Raw genomic sequence first — 20667 nt, 5'->3', positions numbered from 1 at the left:
ATGAAGGCATCTACCGTATGGGTTGCGTGCGAATAATGAACTTCGGGGTCAAATTCGGGGCAAAAAAAACCCACCGCGAGGTGGGTTTTTCTTATCCGGCCAGCCTTACAGCAGCATGGTACGGATGTCGGTCAGCAGCTCGCCCAGACGCTTGGTGAAGCGGGCAGCGGCGGCGCCGTTGATCACGCGGTGATCGTAGGACAGCGACAGCGGCAGCATCAGCTTGGGCTGGAACGCCTTGCCATCCCAAACAGGCTGGATGGTGGCCTTGGAAACACCCAGGATCGCCACTTCCGGCGCGTTGACGATCGGCGTGAAGCCGGTGCCGCCAATGTGCCCGAGGCTGGAAATGGTGAAGCAGGCGCCTTGCATGTCGTCGGCCGAGAGCTTCTTGGTCCGGGCTTTTTCAGCCAGGGCCGCGGCTTCAGCTGCCAGTTGCAGCAGGCTCTTCTGGTCGACGTTCTTGATCACCGGTACCAGCAGGCCATCCGGCGTATCGACCGCGAAGCCGACGTTGACGTACTTCTTGCGGATGATCGCCTTGCCGCTAGGGGCCAGCGAAGCATTGAAGTCCGGCAGTTCCTTGAGCAGGTGCGCGCAGGCCTTGAGCAGCAACGGCAGCACGGTCAGCTTGACGCCGGCCTTTTCCGCCACGGCTTTCTGCGCCACGCGGAACGCTTCCAGCTCGGTGATATCGGCCTGGTCGAACTGGGTCACGTGCGGCACGTTCAGCCAGCTGCGGTGCAGGTTGGTGGCACCGGCCTGCATCAGGCGGGTCATCGGCACTTCTTCGGTTTCACCGAAGCGGCTGAAGTCGACGACTGGAATCGGCGGAATGCCCGCACCACCGGTAGCGCCGGCCGCAGCGGCCGGTGCTTCCTTGGCCTTCTGCATCATCGCCTTGACGTAGACCTGCACGTCTTCCTTGAGGATGCGGCCGTGTGGGCCTGTCGGGCTCACCGCGCTCAATTCGACGCCGAACTCGCGCGCCAACTGGCGAACGGCCGGGCCGGCATGAACCTTGGCGCCGGCGGGCTTGGCCGGTGCGGCAGCAGGCTTTTCAGCGGCAGCAGCAGGTGCAGGTGCGGCAGCTGGTTTCGATTCGGCGGGTGCAGGGGCAGGGGCTGCCGCCTGGGCAGGCGCCGCAGGTGCAGCGCCAGCCACTTTCAGCTTGAGGATCAGATCGCCGGTACCGACTTCGTCTTCCAGCTTGACGCTGATGCTTTCGACCACGCCGGCAGCCGGAGAAGGAATCTCCATGCTGGCCTTGTCCGATTCCAGAGTGATCAGCGATTGATCGGCCTCGACCGTGTCGCCGGCCTTGACCAGTACTTCGATGATCTTGGCTTTGCCAGCCGAACCGATGTCCGGCACATGGATGTCCTGCACGCTGTCGCCGGCAGACGCTGCGGCCGGCTTTTCAGCCGGTGCAGGCGCCGCCGCGGCAGGCGCGGGAGCAGCGGCGGCCGGGGCAGCAGCGGGGGCTGCGCCTTCGACAGTCAGCTTGAGGATCAGGTCACCGGTGCCGACTTCGTCGTTCAGGTTGACGCTGATGCTCTCCACCACGCCTGCGGCAGGCGAAGGGATCTCCATGCTCGCCTTGTCCGATTCCAGAGTGATCAAGGACTGATCGGCGGTGACGGTGTCACCCACCTTCACCGAAATCTCGATGATCTGCGCCTTGCCCGACGAACCGATGTCCGGCACGTGGATGTCCTGGCTCGAAGAGGCGGCAGCGGGAGCGGCGGCCGGGGCAGCGGCAGGCGTGGCCTCGGCTTTCTCTTCCAGCTTGGGCGCGGCGGCAGGCTCGGAAGCCTGGGGCGCTTCTTCAGCACCCTCGACGTCCAGCTCCAGCAGTTCGTCGCCTTCTTTCAGGCGGTCGCCCAGCTTGACCTTGATGCTTTTGACGACGCCCGCCTTGGGCGCCGGCACTTCCATGCTGGCCTTGTCCGACTCGAGGGTCAGCAGACTCTGCTCGGCCTCGATGCGGTCGCCGACCTTGACCAGCAATTCAATGACTTCACCTTCACCGCTGCCGATGTCAGGTACGCGAATGAGTTCGCTCACAAAAAATCTCCTCAGCAGTCCAGTGGGTTGCGTTTGTCAGGGTCGATACCGAACTTGACGATGGCCTCGGCCACCACCTTGGCTTCGATATCGCCGCGATCTGCCAAGGCTTCCAGGGCAGCCAGCACGACGAAGTTGCGGTCCACTTCGAAGAAGTGACGCAGCTTCTTGCGGCTGTCGCTGCGACCGAAGCCATCGGTACCCAGGACTTTGAATTCCTTGGAAGGAACCCACTGACGAATCTGCTCGGCGAACAGTTTCATGTAGTCGGTCGACGCGATGACCGGACCTTTACGGCCGCTCAGGCATTCTTCGACGTAGGTGGTCTGCGGCTTCTGCCCAGGGTGCAGGCGGTTCGAGCGTTCCACGGCCAGGCCGTCGCGGCGCAGTTCGTTGAAGCTGGTGACGCTCCATACGTCGGCTGCGACGTTGAACTCTTCGCGCAGGATCTTCGCCGCTTCGCGGACTTCACGCAGGATGGTGCCCGAACCCAGCAACTGGACGTGGTGCGCCGCTTCCTTGGTGTCTTCCTCGAGCAGGTACATGCCCTTGATGATGCCTTCCTCGGCGCCGGCCGGGATGGCAGGCTGGGTGTAGGCTTCGTTCATCACGGTGATGTAGTAGAAGATGTCCTGTTGCTCTTCGGTCATCTTCTTCATGCCGTCCTGAATGATCACCGCCAGCTCGTAGCCGTAGGTAGGGTCATAGGTGCGGCAGTTCGGGATGGTCGCGGCAAGCAGATGGCTGTGGCCGTCTTCGTGCTGCAGGCCTTCGCCGTTCAAGGTGGTCCGGCCGGCGGTGCCGCCGATCAGGAAGCCACGGGTACGGCTGTCGCCGGCGGCCCAGGCCAGGTCGCCGATACGCTGGAAACCGAACATCGAGTAGAAGATGTAGAACGGCAGCATCGGCTGGTTATGGTTGCTGTACGAGGTACCAGCAGCGATGAACGACGACATGGCGCCGGCTTCGTTGATGCCTTCCTCGAGGATCTGGCCCTTCTTGTCCTCGCGATAGAACATCACCTGGTCTTTGTCGACGGGATCGTACAGCTGGCCGACGGAAGAGTAGATGCCCAGCTGGCGGAACATGCCTTCCATACCGAAGGTGCGGGCTTCGTCCGGGATGATCGGGACGATGCGCTGACCGATTTCCTTGTCCTTGACCAGCTGCGACAGGATCCGCACGAAAGCCATGGTGGTGGAGATTTCACGGTCGCCCGAACCGTCCAGGATCGCCTTGAGGGTTTCCAGTGGCGGGGTCGGAACGCTGAAGCTCTTGGCCCGGCGCTGCGGCACGAAACCGCCCAGGGCAGCACGGCGCTCGCTCAGGTAGCGCGCTTCGGCGCTGCCTTCTTCAGGCTTGTAGAACGGCAGGCTTTCCAGGTCCTGGTCCTTGACCGGGATGTCGAAGCGGTCGCGGAATTTGCGCAGGCTGTCGACGTCGACCTTCTTGGTGTTGTGCGCGGTGTTCTTGGCTTCGCCTGCACCGGTGCCGTAGCCCTTGATGGTCTTGGCCAGGATGACGGTCGGCTGTTCCTTGTGGTTCACCGCCTGATGGTAGGCCGCATAGACCTTGTACGGGTCGTGGCCACCACGGTTGAGCTTCCAGATCTCGTCGTCGGACAGGTCGGCGACCATGGCCTTGAGTTCCGGAGTATTGAAGAAGTGCTCACGGACGAACGCGCCGTCCTTGGCCTTGTAGTTCTGGTACTCGCCGTCGATGACTTCGTCCATGCGACGCTGCAGGATACCGTCGACGTCCTTGGCCAGCAGTGGGTCCCAGAAACGGCCCCAAACCACTTTGTTGACGTTCCAGCCACCGCCGCGGAACACGCCTTCGAGTTCCTGGATGATCTTGCCGTTGCCGCGAACCGGGCCGTCGAGGCGCTGCAGGTTGCAGTTGATGACGAAGATCAGGTTGTCCAGCTTCTCGCGGCCTGCCAGGGAGATCGCACCCAGGGATTCGGGCTCGTCGCACTCGCCGTCGCCCATGAAGCACCAGATCTTCTGCTTGCCGGCCGGGATGTAGCCGCGCGCTTCCATGTACTTCATGAAGCGTGCCTGGTAGATCGCCTGGATCGGACCCAGACCCATGGAAACGGTCGGGAACTGCCAGAAATCAGGCATCAGCCAAGGGTGCGGGTACGAGGACAGGCCTTTGCCGTCCACTTCCTGGCGGAAGTTGTTCATCTGGTCTTCGCTGATGCGGCCTTCCATGAAGGCGCGTGCGTAGACACCAGGCGAGGCGTGGCCCTGGAAGTAGATGAGGTCGCCGCCGTGTTCGTCGGTCGGCGCCTGGAAGAAGTAGTTGAAGCCGATGTCGTACAGGGTCGCGCTGGAGGCGAAGCTGGAGATGTGGCCGCCCAGATCCGGGTCGCGCAGGTTGGTCCGGACCACCATCGCCAGTGCGTTCCAACGCACCAACGAGCGAATGCGGCGTTCCATGAACAGGTCGCCAGGCATGCGTGCTTCGTGGGTGACGGGGATGGTGTTGCGGTACGGCGTGGTGATGGCGTAAGGAAGTTGTGAGCCACTGCGGGTGGCCAACTCACCCATGCGGGTCATCAGGTAGTGAGCGCGGTCTTCGCCTTCTTTGTCGAGGACCGACTCCAGGGCATCCAGCCATTCCTGGGTTTCGACGGGATCGAGGTCTTGCATGGCTTGCTCCAGGGCGGAAAGGCTTCCAGAATCGAAGCCTGAGTTTGCGACTGGCCTTGTGGGCAGACGATATTGAATTCTTGGATTACCGGCAGCTTTTCCGGCGCGCCGTAGTTTTACTACAAATCCCTGCCCTTTTCATGCCCTTGCGGGTGGAGGGCAGCGGGGGAAACACAGGATACAGGCTTTTGGCCCCCTGTCCGGTTGTGGCTTGCATCGCAACCTGTGATCGAATGTATTCGACTGCAGGCTGTGCTGGAGATAATTCTGCCAAGTTCAGTCGGGATTTAGCTATTTATCACCTTTGTTCGACAGTTCAGGGACAGATGAACCTGTCTATACAGACCTTTACTGGGCTCTTCACGCTGCACAAGGATAGACCATGAACCTGCCTTTGCTGGTCGAAATTCCGGCCGTTCTCATGCCTTTGGTGTCGCGCAATCGCGAGTCGTTCCAGGCTGCTGTGGTGGGGGCTGAGGGCCTCTTCGCGGGCAGAGCCCGCTCCCACAGTGTGCGTGGTGTTGCTGAAGTCCATGTGGGAGCGGGGCGGGCGGCTGAGCCCTCTGCCCGCGAAGAGGCCCTCCCAGTCACCACACCTTTGGACTGGCCCACCGACCGCTGGCAACAATGGGACCGCGTCACCACAGCCAGCGACTTCGTCCTGCAGCAAGCCATCCAGAACCCCGCCATGCTGCTCGACCTCATCGCCAGCGGCGATCTGGACCGACCCTTCAAGCCTGGTGAATTGCGCGAACAGATCGCCCAGGCCGTGGCCCAGGCAGACAGTGAAGACGAACTGGCGCGCACCCTGCGGCGCCAGCGTGCGCGACAACAGGTGCGCATAATCTGGCGTGACCTCAACCGTCTGGCCGACCTGGTGCAGACCTGCCGCGACCTGTCGGACATGGCCGACGCCTGCATCGACCAGGCCTACCAATGGCTGTACCCGCGCCACTGCCAGCAGTTCGGTACGCCCATGGGCCGGCGCAGCGGCGAGCAACAGCACATGGTCGTGCTGGGCATGGGCAAGCTGGGCGCGGTGGAGCTGAACCTGTCGTCCGACATCGACCTGATCTTCGGTTACCCCGAAGGCGGCGAAACCCAAGGGGTCAAGCGTCCGCTCGACAATCAGGAGTTCTTCATCCGGCTAGGCCAGCGCCTGATCAAGGCCCTGGACCCGATCACCGTCGACGGTTTCGTCTTCCGCGTCGACATGCGCCTGCGCCCCTATGGCTCATCCGGCGCTCTGGTGCTCAGCTTCAACGCGCTGGAACAGTATTACCAGGACCAGGGGCGCGACTGGGAACGCTACGCCATGATCAAGGCGCGCGTGGTGGCCGGCGACCAGCAGGCCGGTGCGCAGTTGCTCGACCTTTTACGACCGTTCGTCTACCGCCGCTACCTGGACTTTTCGGCCATCGACGCGTTGCGCACCATGAAGCAGTTGATCCAGCAGGAAGTGCGACGCAAGGGCATGGCCGACAACATCAAGCTGGGCTCCGGGGGCATCCGCGAAATCGAGTTCATCGCCCAGGCGTTCCAACTGATCCACGGCGGGCGTGACCTGAGCCTGCAGCAGCGACCCTTGCTCAAGGTGCTGGCGACCCTGGAGGGGCAGGGCTACCTGCCGGCTGCAGTGGTCGATGAGTTGCGCGAGGGCTATGAATTCCTGCGTTACACCGAGCACGCCATCCAGGCCATCGCCGATCGGCAGACACAGATGCTGCCCGATGACGAGCTGGACCGTGCGCGCATCGCCTTCATGATGGGCTTTGCCGACTGGTCAGCCTTCCATGAGCGCCTGATGCACTGGCGCAGCCGCACCGCCTGGCATTTCGCGCAGGTGATCGCCGACCCGGATGAAGACGCCGAGGCCAGCGATGCTCTGGTGATCGGCGGCGAATGGCTGCCGTTGTGGGAAGAAACCCACGACGCCGATTCGGCCTGCCGACAACTGCAGGAAGCCGGTTTCAGCGACGCGCGCCAGGCCCTCAAGCGCCTCGGAGACCTGCGCGCCAGCCCGCAACTGCGCGCCATGCAGCGCCTGAGCCGCGAACGTCTGGATGCTTTCATCCCGCGGCTGCTGGCCCAGGCCGTGGAACACGCCGACCCGGACCTGATCCTGGAGCGGGTCTTGCCGCTGGTGGAAGCCGTGGCACGGCGTTCGGCGTACCTGGTGCTGCTCACGGAAAACCCCGATGCGCTGCGTCGCCTGCTGACTCTGTGCGCCGCCAGCCCATGGATCGCCGAGCAGATCGCCCGCTTCCCCTTGCTGCTCGACGAATTGCTCAACGAGGCGCGCCTGTTCAACCCGCCATTGGCACCGGAGCTGGCGGCCGAGCTGCGTGAACGGCTCACCCGCATCCCCGAGGACGACCTGGAACAGCAGATGGAAGCGCTGCGTCATTTCAAGCTGGCGCACAACCTGCGCGTGGCGGCCTCGGAAATTGCCGGTGGGTTGCCGCTGATGAAGGTCAGCGATTACCTGACCTGGCTGGCCGAGGCGATTCTGGAGCAGGTGCTGGCGCTGGCCTGGCGTCAGACCGTGGCCCGCCACGGGGTACCCAAGCGGCCCGATGGCAGCGACTGCGATCCGGCGTTTGTCATCGTCGGCTATGGCAAGGTCGGCGGCATCGAACTGGGGCACGGCTCGGACCTGGACCTGGTGTTCATCCACGACGGCGACCCGAGCCTGGAAACCGATGGCGCCAAGCCGATCGACAGCGCCCAGTTCTTCACCCGCCTGGGACAGCGCATCATCCACCTGCTGACCGCGCAGACCAACTCCGGCCAGTTGTACGAGGTCGACATGCGCCTGCGCCCCTCTGGCGCGGCGGGGCTGCTGGTCAGTTCGGTGGCGGCGTTCTCGCGCTATCAGCAGACCGAGGCCTGGACCTGGGAGCACCAGGCCCTGGTGCGCGCCCGGGTGCTGGTGGGCTGTCGCCAGACCGGTGAGGCGTTCGAGCGGGTGCGCGGCGCGGTGCTGGCCAAGCCACGCGACCTGGACACCTTGCGCGCCGAGGTCAGCGACATGCGCGCGAAGATGCGCGACAACCTGGGTACGCGCCAGACTGGGGCTGGTCGCGGCGCCAATGCCTTCGAAGCTGGCCAGCGCTTTGACGTCAAGCAGGACGCCGGTGGTATCGTCGATATCGAATTTATGGTGCAATACGCGGCTCTGGCGTGGTCGGGCAAACACCCGGACCTGCTGCGTTATACCGACAACATTCGCATTCTCGAAGGCCTGGAAGAGGCCGGATTGTTGCCCGCCGCCGATGCCGGATTGCTGCGCGAAGCCTATAAAGCCTACCGCTCGGCCGCCCATCGCCAGGCCCTGCAGAAGCAGGCCGGGGTGATCCCGGGCGACCAGTTCACCGATGAACGGCGCGAGGTGATGCGGATCTGGGGTGAGCTGGGGTTGAGCTGAATTCGATGGTGCCTGTGCGGGCCTCTTCGCGGGCACCACAATAGAGCCTGCTCCACAGTTGACCGCATGTGGCGCGGGCTTTGGTGGGAGCGGGCTCTGCCCGCGAAGAGGCCCTCATGAACACCCCGACCTGCAAAACCAGCACCACCCGACTGACTGTTCTGGAAAACTATGAGAATTCTGATCATTGGGCCTAGCTGGGTCGGTGACATGGTAATGGCACAGACCCTGTTCCAGAGCCTCAAGCAACGGCACCCCGATTGCCTGATCGACGTGCTGGCACCCGAATGGAGCCGCCCGATCCTGGAGCGCATGCCGCAAGTGCGCGCGGCCTTGAGCTTTCCGCTCGGCCACGGCGCGCTCGAACTGGCCACGCGCCGACGCATCGGAAAAAGCCTCAAGGGTCAGTACGACCAGGCCATCCTGCTGCCCAACTCGCTGAAATCGGCGCTGGTGCCGTTCTTCGCCAGCATCCCCAAGCGCACTGGCTGGCGTGGCGAGTTTCGCTATGGCCTGCTCAACGACGTGCGCACGCTGGACAAGCAACGCTACCCGTTGATGATCGAACGCTTCATGGCCCTGGCCTTCGAGCCCGGCGCCCTGCTGCCGCAGCCGTATCCGCGCCCCGAGCTGCGCATCGACCCGGCCAGCCGCGACGCCGCGCTGGCCAAGTTCGGCCTGGCCCTGGACCGTCCGGTACTTGCCCTGTGCCCCGGCGCCGAGTTCGGCGAAGCCAAGCGCTGGCCGTCCGAACACTACGCCGAAGTGGCCGAGATCAAGATTCGCGAAGGCTGGCAGGTCTGGCTGTTCGGTTCCAAGAAGGATTTCCCGGTAGGCGAGGCCATTCGCGAGCGGCTGATTCCGGGCCTGCGCGAGGAAGCCTATAACCTGTCCGGCGAGACCGCCCTGGCCGAAGCCATCGACCTGATGTCCTGCGCCGACGCCGTGGTTTCCAACGATTCGGGCCTGATGCACGTGGCTGCCGCGCTCAACCGACCGCTGGTGGCGGTGTACGGCTCGACCTCGCCCGGCTTCACGCCACCCTTGGCGGAAAAGGTCGAAGTGGTACGCCTGGGCCTGGACTGCAGCCCGTGTTTCGACCGCACCTGCCGCTTCGGCCACTACAATTGCCTGCGCCTGCTGGAACCCCAGCGGGTTGCCGATGCGTTGCAGCAGGTGGAAGGGCCGGCCACGGTCGAACTGACAGTCAAGGCGGAATGAATTGCGGGTACTGCTGATCAAGACCTCGTCCATGGGCGACGTCATTCATACCCTTCCGGCCCTGACCGATGCGGCCCGAGCCGTGCCGGGCATCCGTTTCGACTGGGTGGTGGAGGAGGGCTTCGCCGAGATTCCGAAATGGCATCCGGCCGTGGACACGGTCATTCCGGTGGCCATCCGTCGCTGGCGCAAGAACCTCTGGCAGGCCTACAAGAGCGGTGAATTCAAGCAACTGCGTCAGCGCCTGCGCGCCAACCGCTACGACCTGGTGATCGATGCCCAGGGGTTGCTCAAGAGCGCCTGGCTCACACGCCTGGTCAAGGCCCCGGTGGCTGGCCTCGACAAGGGCTCGGCGCGCGAAGGCCTGGCCAGTCGGTTCTATCATCGGCGTCTGGCGGTCGCGCGTGGCCAGCATGCGGTCGAACGCGTGCGCCAGCTGTTCGCCCTGGCGTTGGGCTATGATCTGCCCGAAGGCACCGGCGACTATGGCCTCAACCGTCTGCAATGGCGCGATCTGATTCCTGGCCCGGCGTTCGTGGTGTTCCTGCACGGCACCACCTGGGACACCAAGCACTGGCCGGAAATCTACTGGCGCGAGCTGGCCGAACGCCTTGGCCATGCTCACATCCAGGTGCGCTTGCCGTGGGGCAACGAAGCCGAACAGGCGCGCGCGCAACGCATTGCCGCCGGCCTGAAGAACTGCGTCGTGCTGCCCAGGTTGAATCTGGCCGGGATGGCGCAGACCCTGGCCGAGGCCCGTGCCTGCGTGGCGGTCGACACCGGCCTTGGTCATCTGGCCGCCGCCCTGGACGTGCCGACCATCTCCCTGTTCGGGCCGACCAACGTCGGCCTGACCGGCGCCTACGGTCGCAGCCAGGTCCACCTGGCCAGCGATTACCCGTCGTGCGCACCCTGCATGCAGAAAAAATGTACCTACCAGCCGACGCCGGATGACCAGCGTCGGTTCGATCTCAAACGCGAGTGGCCGCTGTGTTTCACCCGGCTCAATCCCGAGCGCGTGGCAAGCCGATTGAGCGCCGTGTTACTGGCCGAGGATCTTCGTTGATGCAACTGGCATTCGTGCTCTACAAATATTTTCCCTTCGGTGGCCTGCAGCGCGACTTCATGCGCATTGCCCTGGAATGCCAGCGCCGTGGCCACAGCATCCGCGTCTACACGCTGATCTGGGAGGGCGAGGTGCCCGAAGGCTTCGAGGTGCAGGTCGCGCCGGTCAAGGCGTTCTTCAACCATCGCCGTAACGAGAAACTGCTGAGCTGGATGCAGGCCGACCTGGCCAAGCGTCCAGTCGACCGCCTGATCGGCTTCAACAAGATGCCCGGCCTGGATGTCTACTACGCCGCCGACGGCTGCTATGAGGACAAGGCGCAGAACCTGCGCCATTCGCTGTATCGCTACTGGGGTCGCTACAAGCATTTCGCCGACTACGAACGCGCAGTGTTCGGGCGCGACGCCAAGACCGAAATCCTGATGATTTCCGAAGTCCAGCAACCGCTGTTCATCAAGCATTACGACACCCCGCTGGCGCGCTTCCACCTGCTGCCGCCGGGCATTGCCCAGGACCGCCGTGCGCCGCCGGATGCGGCCTTGATCCGCGCCGAGTTCCGCGGTGAATTCATGCTCGAAGACGACGAACTGCTGCTGGTGCAGATCGGCTCGGGCTTCAAGACCAAGGGCGTGGATCGCAGCCTCAAGGCCATGGCGGCCTTGCCGACGGCGCTGCGCAAGCGCGTGCGGCTGATGGTCATCGGCCAGGACGACCCCAAGCTGTTCCAGATGCAGAGCGCAGCGCTCGGCCTGGGCGACCGGGTGCAGTTCCTCAAGGGCCGCAGCGACATTCCGCGCTTCCTGCTTGGCGCTGACATGCTGATCCACCCGGCGTACAACGAGAACACCGGCACCGTACTGCTCGAAGCCGCCGTGGCCGGCCTGCCGGTGCTGGTGTCGGCGGTGTGTGGCTACGCCCACTATATCGCCGAGGCCGACGCCGGGCTGGTGCTCAGCGAACCCTTCGAGCAGGAAGAGCTCAACCGCTACCTGCAGCGCATGCTCGAAGACGACAGCGCGCGAGCCGCCTGGTCGGCCAATGGCCTGGCGTTCGCCGACAGCGCCGACATCTACAGCATGCCCGAGCACGCCGCCGACGTTATCCTGGAGGCGCGACCATGAAACTGGTGCTCGAGGAGCCGTTCAAGACGCTGTGGGCCGGGCGCGATCCGTTCGTGGCCGTCGAGGCGCTGCAAGGCGAAGTGTTCCGCGAACTCGAAGCGCGCCGTACGCTGCGCACCGAAGTCGATGGCAAGGGCTATTTCGTCAAGATCCACCGCGGCATCGGCTGGGCGGAGATCGCCAAGAACCTGCTCACCGCCAAGCTCCCGGTGCTTGGCGCCGGCCAGGAATGGAAAGCCATCCAGCGCCTGCGTGAAGCCGGCGTGCCGAGCATGACGGCGGTGGCCTACGGCGAGCACGGCAGTAACCCGGCCGATCAGCATTCGTTCATCATCACCCAGGAGCTGGCGCCGACCATCGACCTGGAAGTGCTGAGCCTGAACTGGGTCAAGCAGCCACCCGAGCCTGCGCTCAAGCGCGCCCTGATCGCCGAGGTGGCACGCCTGGTCGGCATGATGCACCGCGCCGGGGTGAATCACCGCGACTGCTACATCTGCCACTTTCTGCTGCACACCGACAAGCCGGTCACGGCCACGGATTTCAAGCTGTCGGTGATCGATCTGCACCGCGCGCAGGTGCGGCCGCGCATCACCCGTCGCTGGCGCGACAAGGACCTCGCCGCGCTGTATTTCTCGGCGCTGGACATCGGCCTGACGCGCCGCGACAAGCTGCGCTTCCTGCGTGACTATTTCCAGCAGCCGCTACGCCGCGTGCTCAAGGACGAAGCGCAGCTGCTCGGCTGGCTCGACGGCAAGGCGAACAAGTTGTACGACCGCAAGCAACGTTACGGGGACGCGCTCTGATGGCCGGCTGGAATCTGGAAGCGGGCTACGAACACCTGCAGACCGACTTCGGCAGCCTGGAAGCGGTGTTCGCCCTGACCGGCGAGCGTCTGACCCGCGACCCGTTGTCGGAGGTGATTCGCGTGCAGCGCGGCGGGGTCACCTATTACGTCAAGCGCTACGTGGGCGCAGGCAAGGGCCTGCGCGCTCATCTGGGCAAGCCACGGGTGAAGGCCGAATGGCAGAACCTCAAGCGTTTCGCCAAATGGGGTATTCCCACCGCTGAGGTGGTGGCCTGGGGGCTTGAGCGCAACGGCGCCAGCTATGACCGCGGGGCGCTGATCACTCGCGAGCTGGCCAACACTCAAGATCTGCATCACTTGGCACTGAGCGGTGATCCACGCCTGCGTAACCGTGCCTGGGTCGACCACATCAGCCGCCAGTTGGCGCAACACACACGGACCCTGCACGACAACCACTTCACGCACAACGATCTGAAGTGGCGCAACCTGCTGGTCGACGACAAGGACGTGCTGTACTTCATCGACTGCCCCAATGGTGCGTTCTGGCGCAGCTTCATGCTGCGCTATCGCATCATCAAGGACCTCGCCTGCCTGGACAAACTGGGCAAGCGCGAGCTGTCCAACACCCAGCGTTTGCGCTTCTACCTGCAGTACCGCCGCCGCGAAAGGCTCAATGCGTCGGACAAGCTGCGCGTGCGCAAAATCGTCAAATTCTTCGAGGGCCGCGAATGAGCGACTTCATCGCCAGCGAGGAGCGCGCCTTGCTCGAGCGCCACGGGCTGGCCACGTTCGACGCACTGTGGAACCTGCAACTGGACGCCGTGGATGAACCCAACACCGGTCGTGGCGGCTGGAGCAGCGTGTACCGCCTGGATCTGGAAGGCCGCGGCTTCTACCTCAAGCGCCAGAGCAACTACCTGACCCGGACCCTGGCCCGACCGTTTGGCGAGCCGACCTTTGCCCGCGAGTTTCGCAACATCAGCCGCTATCGCAAGCAGGGGATTCCGGCCTTGCAGGCGGTGTTCTACGGTCAACGGCAGGTTCAGGGCGATACCCGCGCCATGCTCATGACTCGCGCGCTGGACGGCTGGTCCGACCTTGACGCGGTATTGCAGCAATGGCCGACCTTGACCCCCGATACGCGCCGCGCGGTGCTGGTGGCGGTCGGCGAACTGGGGCGCATCCTGCATTCGGCAGGACAGGTGCATGGCTGTTTCTACCCCAAGCACATTTTCCTGCGCGCCACGGCGAGCGGGTATCAGGCGCAGTTGATCGACCTGGAAAAAACCCGGCCATTGCTGTTCGGCCAGCGCGACCGCGCCAAGGACCTGGAACCGCTGCTGCGCCGGGCACCGCGCTGGCAGGCGGCGGATATCCGGGTGTTGCTGGCCGCGTACCTGGCTCAGCCTGAAACCAGCCCTTTGGTCGACGCCTGGCTTCAACGCTTGAGCCGCCGTCGCAGTCACAAGGAAGGGCGGTAGATGGGTGTCGCTGCAGCTGGCCTCTTCGCGGGCAGAGGGCTCGGCCGCCCGCCCCGCTCCCACAAAGAGCACATGCCGTGCATTCTTCTGTGGGAGCGGGCTCTGCCCGCGAAGAGGCCCTTCCTGCCAGCCACCCATCCCGCGCCTCACCCTACATCCAACAAGAGGCCCGCCGATGCGCCTGTCTGAACTGACCCAAGCCGGCCGCACCCCAGCCCTGCCATTGAGCATCACTTTGGCTGACGCCGCAGGCCCTGCCGAGCTGCAACTGCTGACCTTGCTGCGCGTTCTGCCTGGCCAGCGCTACGTGGGTGCCGGTGTCTGGCGGGGCCGCACCGTGCTCGCCAAACTCCTGGTCGGCAGCAAGGCCGCTCGGCATTTCCAGCGCGAGCTGGCCGGCGTGCGCCTGCTCGCCGAACAGGGCCTGAGCACCCCGCAACTGCTCGCCGACGGCCTGCAGGAAGGCGAGGGCGGCTGGCTGTTGTTCGAGTACCTGGAAAACGCCCGCAGCCTGGCCGACGAATGGGCTCGCGTGGAAACCCTGCCGCCCCTGGCCGACGAACAGAGCGCCGTGCTCGGCGAAGCCCTCGGCATCATCGGCCAGATGCATGGCAAAGGCCTGTGGCAACAAGACCTGCACCTGGACAACCTGCTGCGCCACAACGGCCAGGTGTACCTGATCGACGGCGCCGGCATCCAGGTCGAAGAAGCTGGCAAGCCCCTGTCGCGGCAAAAGGTGCTGGAAAACCTCGGTGTGTTCTTCGCTCAGTTACCCAAGCACCTGGAACCCTTTACCGAAGAGTTGCTGGTGTACTACCTGCTGGCCAACGGCGAGCACGGCCTGCCCATGGAAGCGCTGCAGAAGCAGATCGACAAGGTCCGCGCCTGGCGCCTCAAGGACTATCTGGGCAAAGTCGGCCGCGACTGCAGCCTGTTCAGCGTCCAGGACAACGCCTCCAGCCTGCGTGCCGTGCGCCGCGAAGAAGAAGCCGCCGTGCTGCCCGTGCTGGAGCGTGCCGACGCCCTGCTCGAACAAGGCCATATCTACAAGACCGGCGGCGCCGCCACGGTTGGCCGTGTTCACAGCCAGAGCCGCGACCTGCTGATCAAGCGCTACAACATCAAGAACCTGTTGCACTGGGGCAAGCGCTTCTGGCGCCCGAGCCGTGCCTGGCACTCCTGGGTCGAAGGCAATCGCCTGCTGTTCCTCGGCATCGCCACGCCCAAGCCCCTGGGCGTGCTGGAGAAACGCGTGCTGTGGTTGCGCCGCGAGGCCTATCTGGTCACCGAGCACCTCAGCGGCCCGGACCTGATCGAAGCGTTCGCCCCCCACGTCGACACCGGTGAGGTGCCCGAGGCGCAGTTGCAGGCCCTGGATCGACTGTTCGCCGACCTCAAGCGCGAGCGCATCAGCCATGGCGATCTCAAGGGCCACAACCTGTTCTGGCACAACGGCCGCTGGGCACTGATCGACCTGGATGCCATGCAGCAACACGCCAGCGACAGCAGTTTTGCCCTCGCTCACCAGCGTGACCGTGATCGCCTGCTGCGCAACTGGCCCCAGGCCAGCGCCTTGCACGGCTTGCTGGATCGACGCCTGCCCTGATTGCGGCGCTAACTATGCACGCCCATAGCAGGCGGGCCGCTTTCTAACCTCGTGGGCTCCCACCCACGAGGCCCCACCATGAGCACCACGCCCCCTTACTCAGCCGTCACCAGCAACGACATCCTGAACGAGCACAAAGCCGTGCAGGTGAACTACTGGCGACATCGTATCGAGCAGATCGCCACTCAATACCCCGACCTCGAAAGCGCCGCGTTCGAAGCCGCACGCACCTTGCTTACACAGTTGGAGGCCGGTGTCGACGACCCGTATCAGGTCTACTGGCATTGGTTCGACTCCGCCAACAGCAGCTCGCGCACCTACACCGGCTGGGAGCATTACGGCCGTCCCAGACAATCCATGACCCTGGTCGAACTGGTGATGCGCCGTTTCGACCTGGATCAGCAGCGCAACAGCGACCTGCTGGCGCAGATGGGCGGCTTCTACACCGCCGATGAAAATACCCATGCCTACAACGAGCACAACGAGATCCGCCTGGACCCGCGTGAAGTGCTCACCTATTTCTGGCACATCGATTTCTCCAGTCAATACCTGTCTCGCCTGCGCGGTTTCTGGATCAACAACCAGGCGACCTATCGTTCAGTGTCCAAGATCAGCATGTTGTGCAGCGCCGTGCTGCAATGCCAGCGTGGCGACATGACCACCGAGGATTTCATGGAGGTCTACAACGCCGTAGCCAACGATCCCACCAGCCCTTTCAGCCCAGACAAGCTGTACGGAGACGTCGTTTCGAGCTCGACCACGGTCTTGCGCACCCTGGACATCGACGGGATGGTCTGTCAGAGCGTCATTCGTTTCTGCACCCGCCAGGGCCGAGAAATCCTCTATTGCGCCATGCAGCACCCGGCGTTCGTGACGTTGACCGGCAAGCAGCAACTTTACGAATGGCTGCAGCAAAACCTGGACACTCCCGCCGCCCGGCGCGCCTTCGGCGTCCAGTTCGTCAAGCCTGAGCACAATCAAGACGCCGAATGGAAAACCTTGCAAGGCCACTTGGCCGACATCGCCAAGTCGGCCTGGAAAAACAGCAAGACCCCCATCAACACTCGGGAGCGCGTGCTCGACGGTTATGCGTTCGACTTCCTGACCTCCAACCTCAAGACCGACATGGAGCTGGACGCCAAGTACCTGCTGATGTCCAACGCCCGGCTCGACAAAGGCCTGTGGATCGGCTATCTGGACAGTTTTCTCAAGCTCTATGGCGGTTTCAGCCTGATCGGCTGGCCCATCGCAGCGGTGTCGATCGCCGCAGGGCTGGTAGAGGTCGGCTTGTACACCGACAAGGCGATCAATGCCCTGAGCGATCAGGAACGCACCCAAGCCATACGCGGGGCGGTCCTTCAGGCCCTCGGCGTCATGCTGAATTTGCCTCTGCTAAGTGATGCCAGCCTGGTGGGCGAATACGCGCAGCTGGAAGCCGACGCCACGGCTGATCTGGACCTGGAAGCCGACCTGCTCCTGCCCGGTGGAGAATCCGGCGACGACGACACCACGACTCCACCAGACGACGACACGTCGATTGACTCAGACGATTCGGACTCATCCACCTCCGTCACCTCGACCGCCGGACAAAGCGACACGCCCGCAACCCTGGCACGCCGCGCCGCCAAAGACCTGGCAGCGTGGCGCCCGGCGCTGCTGCGGGCCAATGATTTCACCCTGCATCGCACGGGTCGGTTCGCCGGCCTGTGCGTGCGCGCAGGGCTGGAAACGTTCGCACCGATCGACGACGCGCTGTACCGCGTACGCTTTATCGGGGAGATCAAACAGTGGGCCGTGGTGGATCCGTTCAACCCCTATGCCGTGCACAGCTACATCCCCCTGTCGCTGGATGCCAAAGGTGTCTGGCAACCGGCGCAGAGGGTCAGCTCCAGCATCGACGCTGCGTCGCAGGCGCCCTTCGACTGGGGTGGTGCGCCGTTGGACGGCGACATCAGGCTGCAACCTCCTGCCACGGCCATTACGGTCGACATCCCTCTGGACGGGGTCGAGACGGTCATGGACCGCTACATGGTCCGCACCGTCGAGCGGGGTTCTCTGCTGGCCATGTACGATGCAGACGAGAAGACCTGGCGCGCCAACCACTTGGGCAACACCGCCTATGTGTGGCGCACACCCGAGGGCGCCTGGCACACCGGCGAGCGCAGCCGATGGCTGGAGGGAGCCGCACGCACCCCCGCGCCCCATGACGTGAAAACCGTCACCCTGCCACCCTTGCCAGCGCCAGTTGCCCAGGCCACGCCGATCCCCAAATACCTGCACTACCTCTGGTTGGGTCACGAGCTGCCCAGCCAGGCCCTGCTGGATAACCTGCTGGTCAACGCCGCCCGCATGAAAGGCTACCGCACGGTCATTCACGCCGACATGGACACGCCCAAGCTGCTGCAGCAACTGACCCGCCAGTTCGCCGGCAAGAAGGACTTCGAGGTCAAAGCGCTGGCAGGACAGGACTTCTTCGAAACACTCTGCGCAGGGCCGAGCGGTCCTCAGTACCGGGCGCTTCGCTCCGGGCAGGCAAAGAATTACGCCGCCGCCAGCGACCTGCTGCGCTACCCGCTGCTGGACACCTACGGCGGTATCTACACCGACGTCGACAACACCTTCAAGGCCGCGACGCATCACATCGACCTGCCTGCCGGACCGAACGATCTGTTGCTCGACGATGCCGTCACCCACGCGGACGTGCCGTACAGCGGCTACAACAGCCACGTCCTGGGCAGCCATCCCGGCAACCCGGTGCTCAAGGCCGTGAGCCGCTCCATCCAGCGCCGCTTCAAGGCTCGGCCGCAGTTCTACGCCCAGGCCCGACCAACCCTGGGCCAGGCGCCCAGCGCCGTGGAAACGAAAATCTTCTGGGCCTACATCAAGGACACCTTCGAGATGACCGGCCCGCAAGTGCTCGACGACGTCCTGCGTGAAACCCGGCCCGACTACTACGACTTGGCCCTGCGCCCCGACCTGCGGCGTTCACTGGGCATCAGCAGCGAGGAATACGAGCTGCGCCTACTGGCGTGCGTGGAGCATTACTTCCCCTTCGCCAACCGCGCGGAAATCGTCGTGGGCAATCTCCATTCCTGGAAGTCCACGCGTTGAGAGAAGTTCGCCGCGCAGACCTGCCAACCGCAAATCAGGACACTTCCCGCATTCGCGTGGGACCGATCCTACAGACGTACTTCCAGTACTCCCGGAGACTCCTGTCGCTTGGCGGCCCCTCGCGGGCCAGCGGCAGAGCAGGGGGTTGGACATGAGGCTGGGGTATTTCATCCGTCTGGGCGACAAGACATCGTGTGGTGGCACGGTCCTGGGAGGCGAGCGGGGCGTCACCCTGCTCGGCGTTCCGCGCGCGCGCGAGGGCGATCGCGTGTCGTGTGGAAAGCACACGGGCGAATTCCACATCGTCGGCGGTGTGGACCAGCTCAAGAGCCACGGCCGTCGCGTCGCTGGCAGTCTCGACAGCACCAGCAGCTGTGCCTGCAACGCGCTGCTCATTCCTTCTTCGTTCACGACCCAGTACGAGTCGCTGCGCAGCGTCAAACCACGGCATGCTGTCGTGCCACGTCCCACTACCTCCCCGAACTGCGGCCACCCGGACCAGTTGCTGTCGATCACCACCTACACGGCCGACGAGATCAACCGCAATGTCCGCCACCCCACCGTAGGCCAGATCAGACAACTCAATCGCTACGATGCCACTCAAGCTACCCACACCTACCAAGCCCTTCCCTGGCATGCCCGCTGGTGGGCGCGCGATCCACGGCGGGTGGCCAAGGCCTGCAAGGACAAAGCCGTGGCCTTGTGGGCCGAGCAGATGGACGATAACCGCGAGTGGAATTACCGCGCCAAGGTCGCGCAGTTGCAGGACTCTTCCTGGCACAAGCAAGGGCGATACCTGTATCACGTCGGTCTGTGGAGCGGTATCCATTACGGTTATCTGGGCATGGCGGCCGGTTTTCGCCCCGGCGTGCTGCTCGACGGCATCGACGCGCAGACCCCACTGGAACAGCGCGGTACCTTGCGCCATTGGCGCACCCCGGCCGAGCGACTGGCAATCAACATCGGCATTGAACTGTACAAGCGCCATCCCGAAGGGGTGGTGACGGCCAAGGCCATCATTCAGGTGATCAACGGCGCCGAACGGGAAGACTGGGCTTCCGGGAGGCGGGAGTATCGGTGTGGATCGAGCGAATCAGCCCCAACCGGACTCAGAAAACGACGCGATTGAACAGCCCGACGTCCAGCCTCGGGATGAGGGAGCGGCTGCCCGCGAAGAGCCCACCCCTGTGGGAGCGGGCTCTGCCCGCGAATAGGCCGGCCTGCCCATAAACATTCCAGCCAAAGCCCCGCCCCTTGTGGGAGCGGGCTCTGCCCGCGAATAGGCCGGTCCTGCCACACACATTCCAGACAGATTTCCCAAAGGAGCTTGGTCAACCCCGCGGCACCTGCAGCGAAGCCACCACCGCCTGCGCATGCTCGATGCAATGCAACGTCACGCCCAGCAAACTCCGATCCGGCGCATCCCACAACTCGTTCGCCGTCAACTGAGCGCACTCCAGCAACACCCCAAGGTGCGCCAGTGCATCCTCCAGCGCAACACCGGCATTCACGCTGAACAGCGCAGGCTTATCCGACAAACAGTCCCCTACGGGCACACTGCAGGTTCGAGTGATCTCCACCATGGTCAATTTCCTTTTCAACATCGATGGCAAGCACGAGCAGCCCTTCCGCTCGTGCGCAATGACTTTCAGCCCCGTTGCAAGTCGCAAGGCTTCGGCGGTGCTGGATTCTGTGCGTTGCACCGAGCAGCCAGGGCTTCACTGTCGACACGTTCAAAGACGCCGAGCCAATGAAACCGAGAATAATCAGGCGGGAGAAGAACGATGGGCAGATCGGGGGTCGGCTTGACCATGGTGGAGCTCCTGGAATGGTGGAGCCGCCAGATGTCGCTACTAAACGAAAGGTGGCGGCTGTGACGCAGGTTAGTAGACCGGGATTCCAGGAACCCAGCGCACACGAGGTGCCCTGCGCACAGCCGCCATAACACGCCCCGACAGACACAAAAAAAGCGCCTATCGAGAAGCTATGGCGCTTTGGCGCCTGGAAGTTTGTTCAGGCTACTAAACCCGGTCGCTGATTTGGCAGCGACCGGTCAAGGCTACCCAATGCTTGGCGCAAAGACAACTACACCTGCGCAAGAACCA

At 63.9% G+C, this 20667-nt stretch carries 13 protein-coding genes; 10 read left to right on the top strand and 3 right to left on the bottom strand.

The window, feature by feature from the left end; genetic code table 11:
- Positions 1–105 precede the first annotated feature (105 nt).
- Entirely contained in the window at positions 106–2067 is a 1962-nt protein-coding gene (aceF, locus tag BLV18_RS19090) for a dihydrolipoyllysine-residue acetyltransferase (protein WP_090360917.1), read from the bottom strand.
- An 11-nt stretch (positions 2068–2078) separates the two neighbouring features.
- The gene (gene aceE, locus BLV18_RS19085; protein WP_056844631.1) at positions 2079–4724 is read right to left on the bottom strand and encodes a pyruvate dehydrogenase (acetyl-transferring), homodimeric type; all 2646 of its coding nucleotides are present in this window, start codon (positions 4722–4724) and stop codon (positions 2079–2081) included.
- Positions 4725–5106: 382 nt separating this feature from the next.
- On the opposite strand from aceE, the gene glnE reads away from it, so the two are divergent.
- The 10 genes from glnE to BLV18_RS19030 all read left to right on the top strand — a co-directional run bounded on the left by glnE (position 5107) and on the right by BLV18_RS19030 (position 19691).
- Positions 5107–8151 (top strand): bifunctional [glutamate--ammonia ligase]-adenylyl-L-tyrosine phosphorylase/[glutamate--ammonia-ligase] adenylyltransferase, encoded by a 3045-nt coding sequence (gene glnE / locus BLV18_RS19080; RefSeq protein WP_244156898.1) that lies wholly within the window; start codon positions 5107–5109, stop codon positions 8149–8151.
- Positions 8152–8322: 171 nt separating this feature from the next.
- On the top strand, positions 8323–9372 hold the full coding sequence (waaF, locus tag BLV18_RS19075) for a lipopolysaccharide heptosyltransferase II (RefSeq protein WP_090360914.1): 1050 nt from the start codon (positions 8323–8325) through the stop codon (positions 9370–9372).
- A 1-nt stretch (position 9373) separates the two neighbouring features.
- Positions 9374–10438 (top strand): lipopolysaccharide heptosyltransferase I, encoded by a 1065-nt coding sequence (gene waaC, locus BLV18_RS19070; protein WP_049861449.1) that lies wholly within the window; start codon positions 9374–9376, stop codon positions 10436–10438.
- Positions 10438–11559 carry a glycosyltransferase family 4 protein gene (locus BLV18_RS19065; RefSeq protein ID WP_090360912.1) on the top strand — a complete coding sequence of 374 codons (1122 nt, stop codon included), beginning with the start codon at positions 10438–10440 and terminating at the stop codon, positions 11557–11559. Before waaC ends, BLV18_RS19065 begins: the two co-directional genes overlap by 1 nt.
- On the top strand, positions 11556–12362 hold the full coding sequence (gene rfaP / locus BLV18_RS19060) for a lipopolysaccharide core heptose(I) kinase RfaP (RefSeq protein WP_090360909.1): 807 nt from the start codon (positions 11556–11558) through the stop codon (positions 12360–12362). Before BLV18_RS19065 ends, rfaP begins: the two co-directional genes overlap by 4 nt.
- Positions 12362–13096, top strand: a complete 735-nt coding sequence (locus BLV18_RS19055; RefSeq protein WP_090360906.1) for a lipopolysaccharide kinase InaA family protein — start codon at positions 12362–12364, stop codon at positions 13094–13096. Before rfaP ends, BLV18_RS19055 begins: the two co-directional genes overlap by 1 nt.
- On the top strand, positions 13093–13845 hold the full coding sequence (locus BLV18_RS19050) for a lipopolysaccharide kinase InaA family protein (protein WP_090360901.1): 753 nt from the start codon (positions 13093–13095) through the stop codon (positions 13843–13845). Before BLV18_RS19055 ends, BLV18_RS19050 begins: the two co-directional genes overlap by 4 nt.
- Before the next feature lie 175 nt (positions 13846–14020).
- The gene (locus tag BLV18_RS19040) at positions 14021–15451 is read left to right on the top strand and encodes a lipopolysaccharide kinase InaA family protein (protein WP_090360895.1); all 1431 of its coding nucleotides are present in this window, start codon (positions 14021–14023) and stop codon (positions 15449–15451) included.
- Positions 15452–15529: 78 nt separating this feature from the next.
- A complete protein-coding gene (locus BLV18_RS19035) occupies positions 15530–18562 on the top strand; it encodes a dermonecrotic toxin domain-containing protein (protein WP_090360892.1) in 3033 nt (1010 codons plus the stop codon).
- A gap of 151 nt (positions 18563–18713) precedes the next feature.
- Positions 18714–19691 carry a polymorphic toxin type 44 domain-containing protein gene (locus tag BLV18_RS19030; protein ID WP_090360888.1) on the top strand — a complete coding sequence of 326 codons (978 nt, stop codon included), beginning with the start codon at positions 18714–18716 and terminating at the stop codon, positions 19689–19691.
- 202 nt (positions 19692–19893) lie between these two features.
- On the opposite strand, the gene BLV18_RS19025 is transcribed toward BLV18_RS19030, so the two are convergent.
- Complete coding sequence (locus BLV18_RS19025) at positions 19894–20100, bottom strand: DUF3077 domain-containing protein (protein ID WP_244156896.1); 207 nt, start codon at positions 20098–20100, stop codon at positions 19894–19896.
- Positions 20101–20667 lie beyond the last annotated feature (567 nt).

Origin of the sequence: Pseudomonas coleopterorum, from assembly GCF_900105555.1 — a bacterium.
In the GTDB taxonomy this organism is placed as follows: domain Bacteria; phylum Pseudomonadota; class Gammaproteobacteria; order Pseudomonadales; family Pseudomonadaceae; genus Aquipseudomonas; species Aquipseudomonas coleopterorum.
The sequence above is the reverse complement of the archived record's forward strand: the minus strand, read 5'-3'. Positions and strand labels throughout refer to the sequence as shown.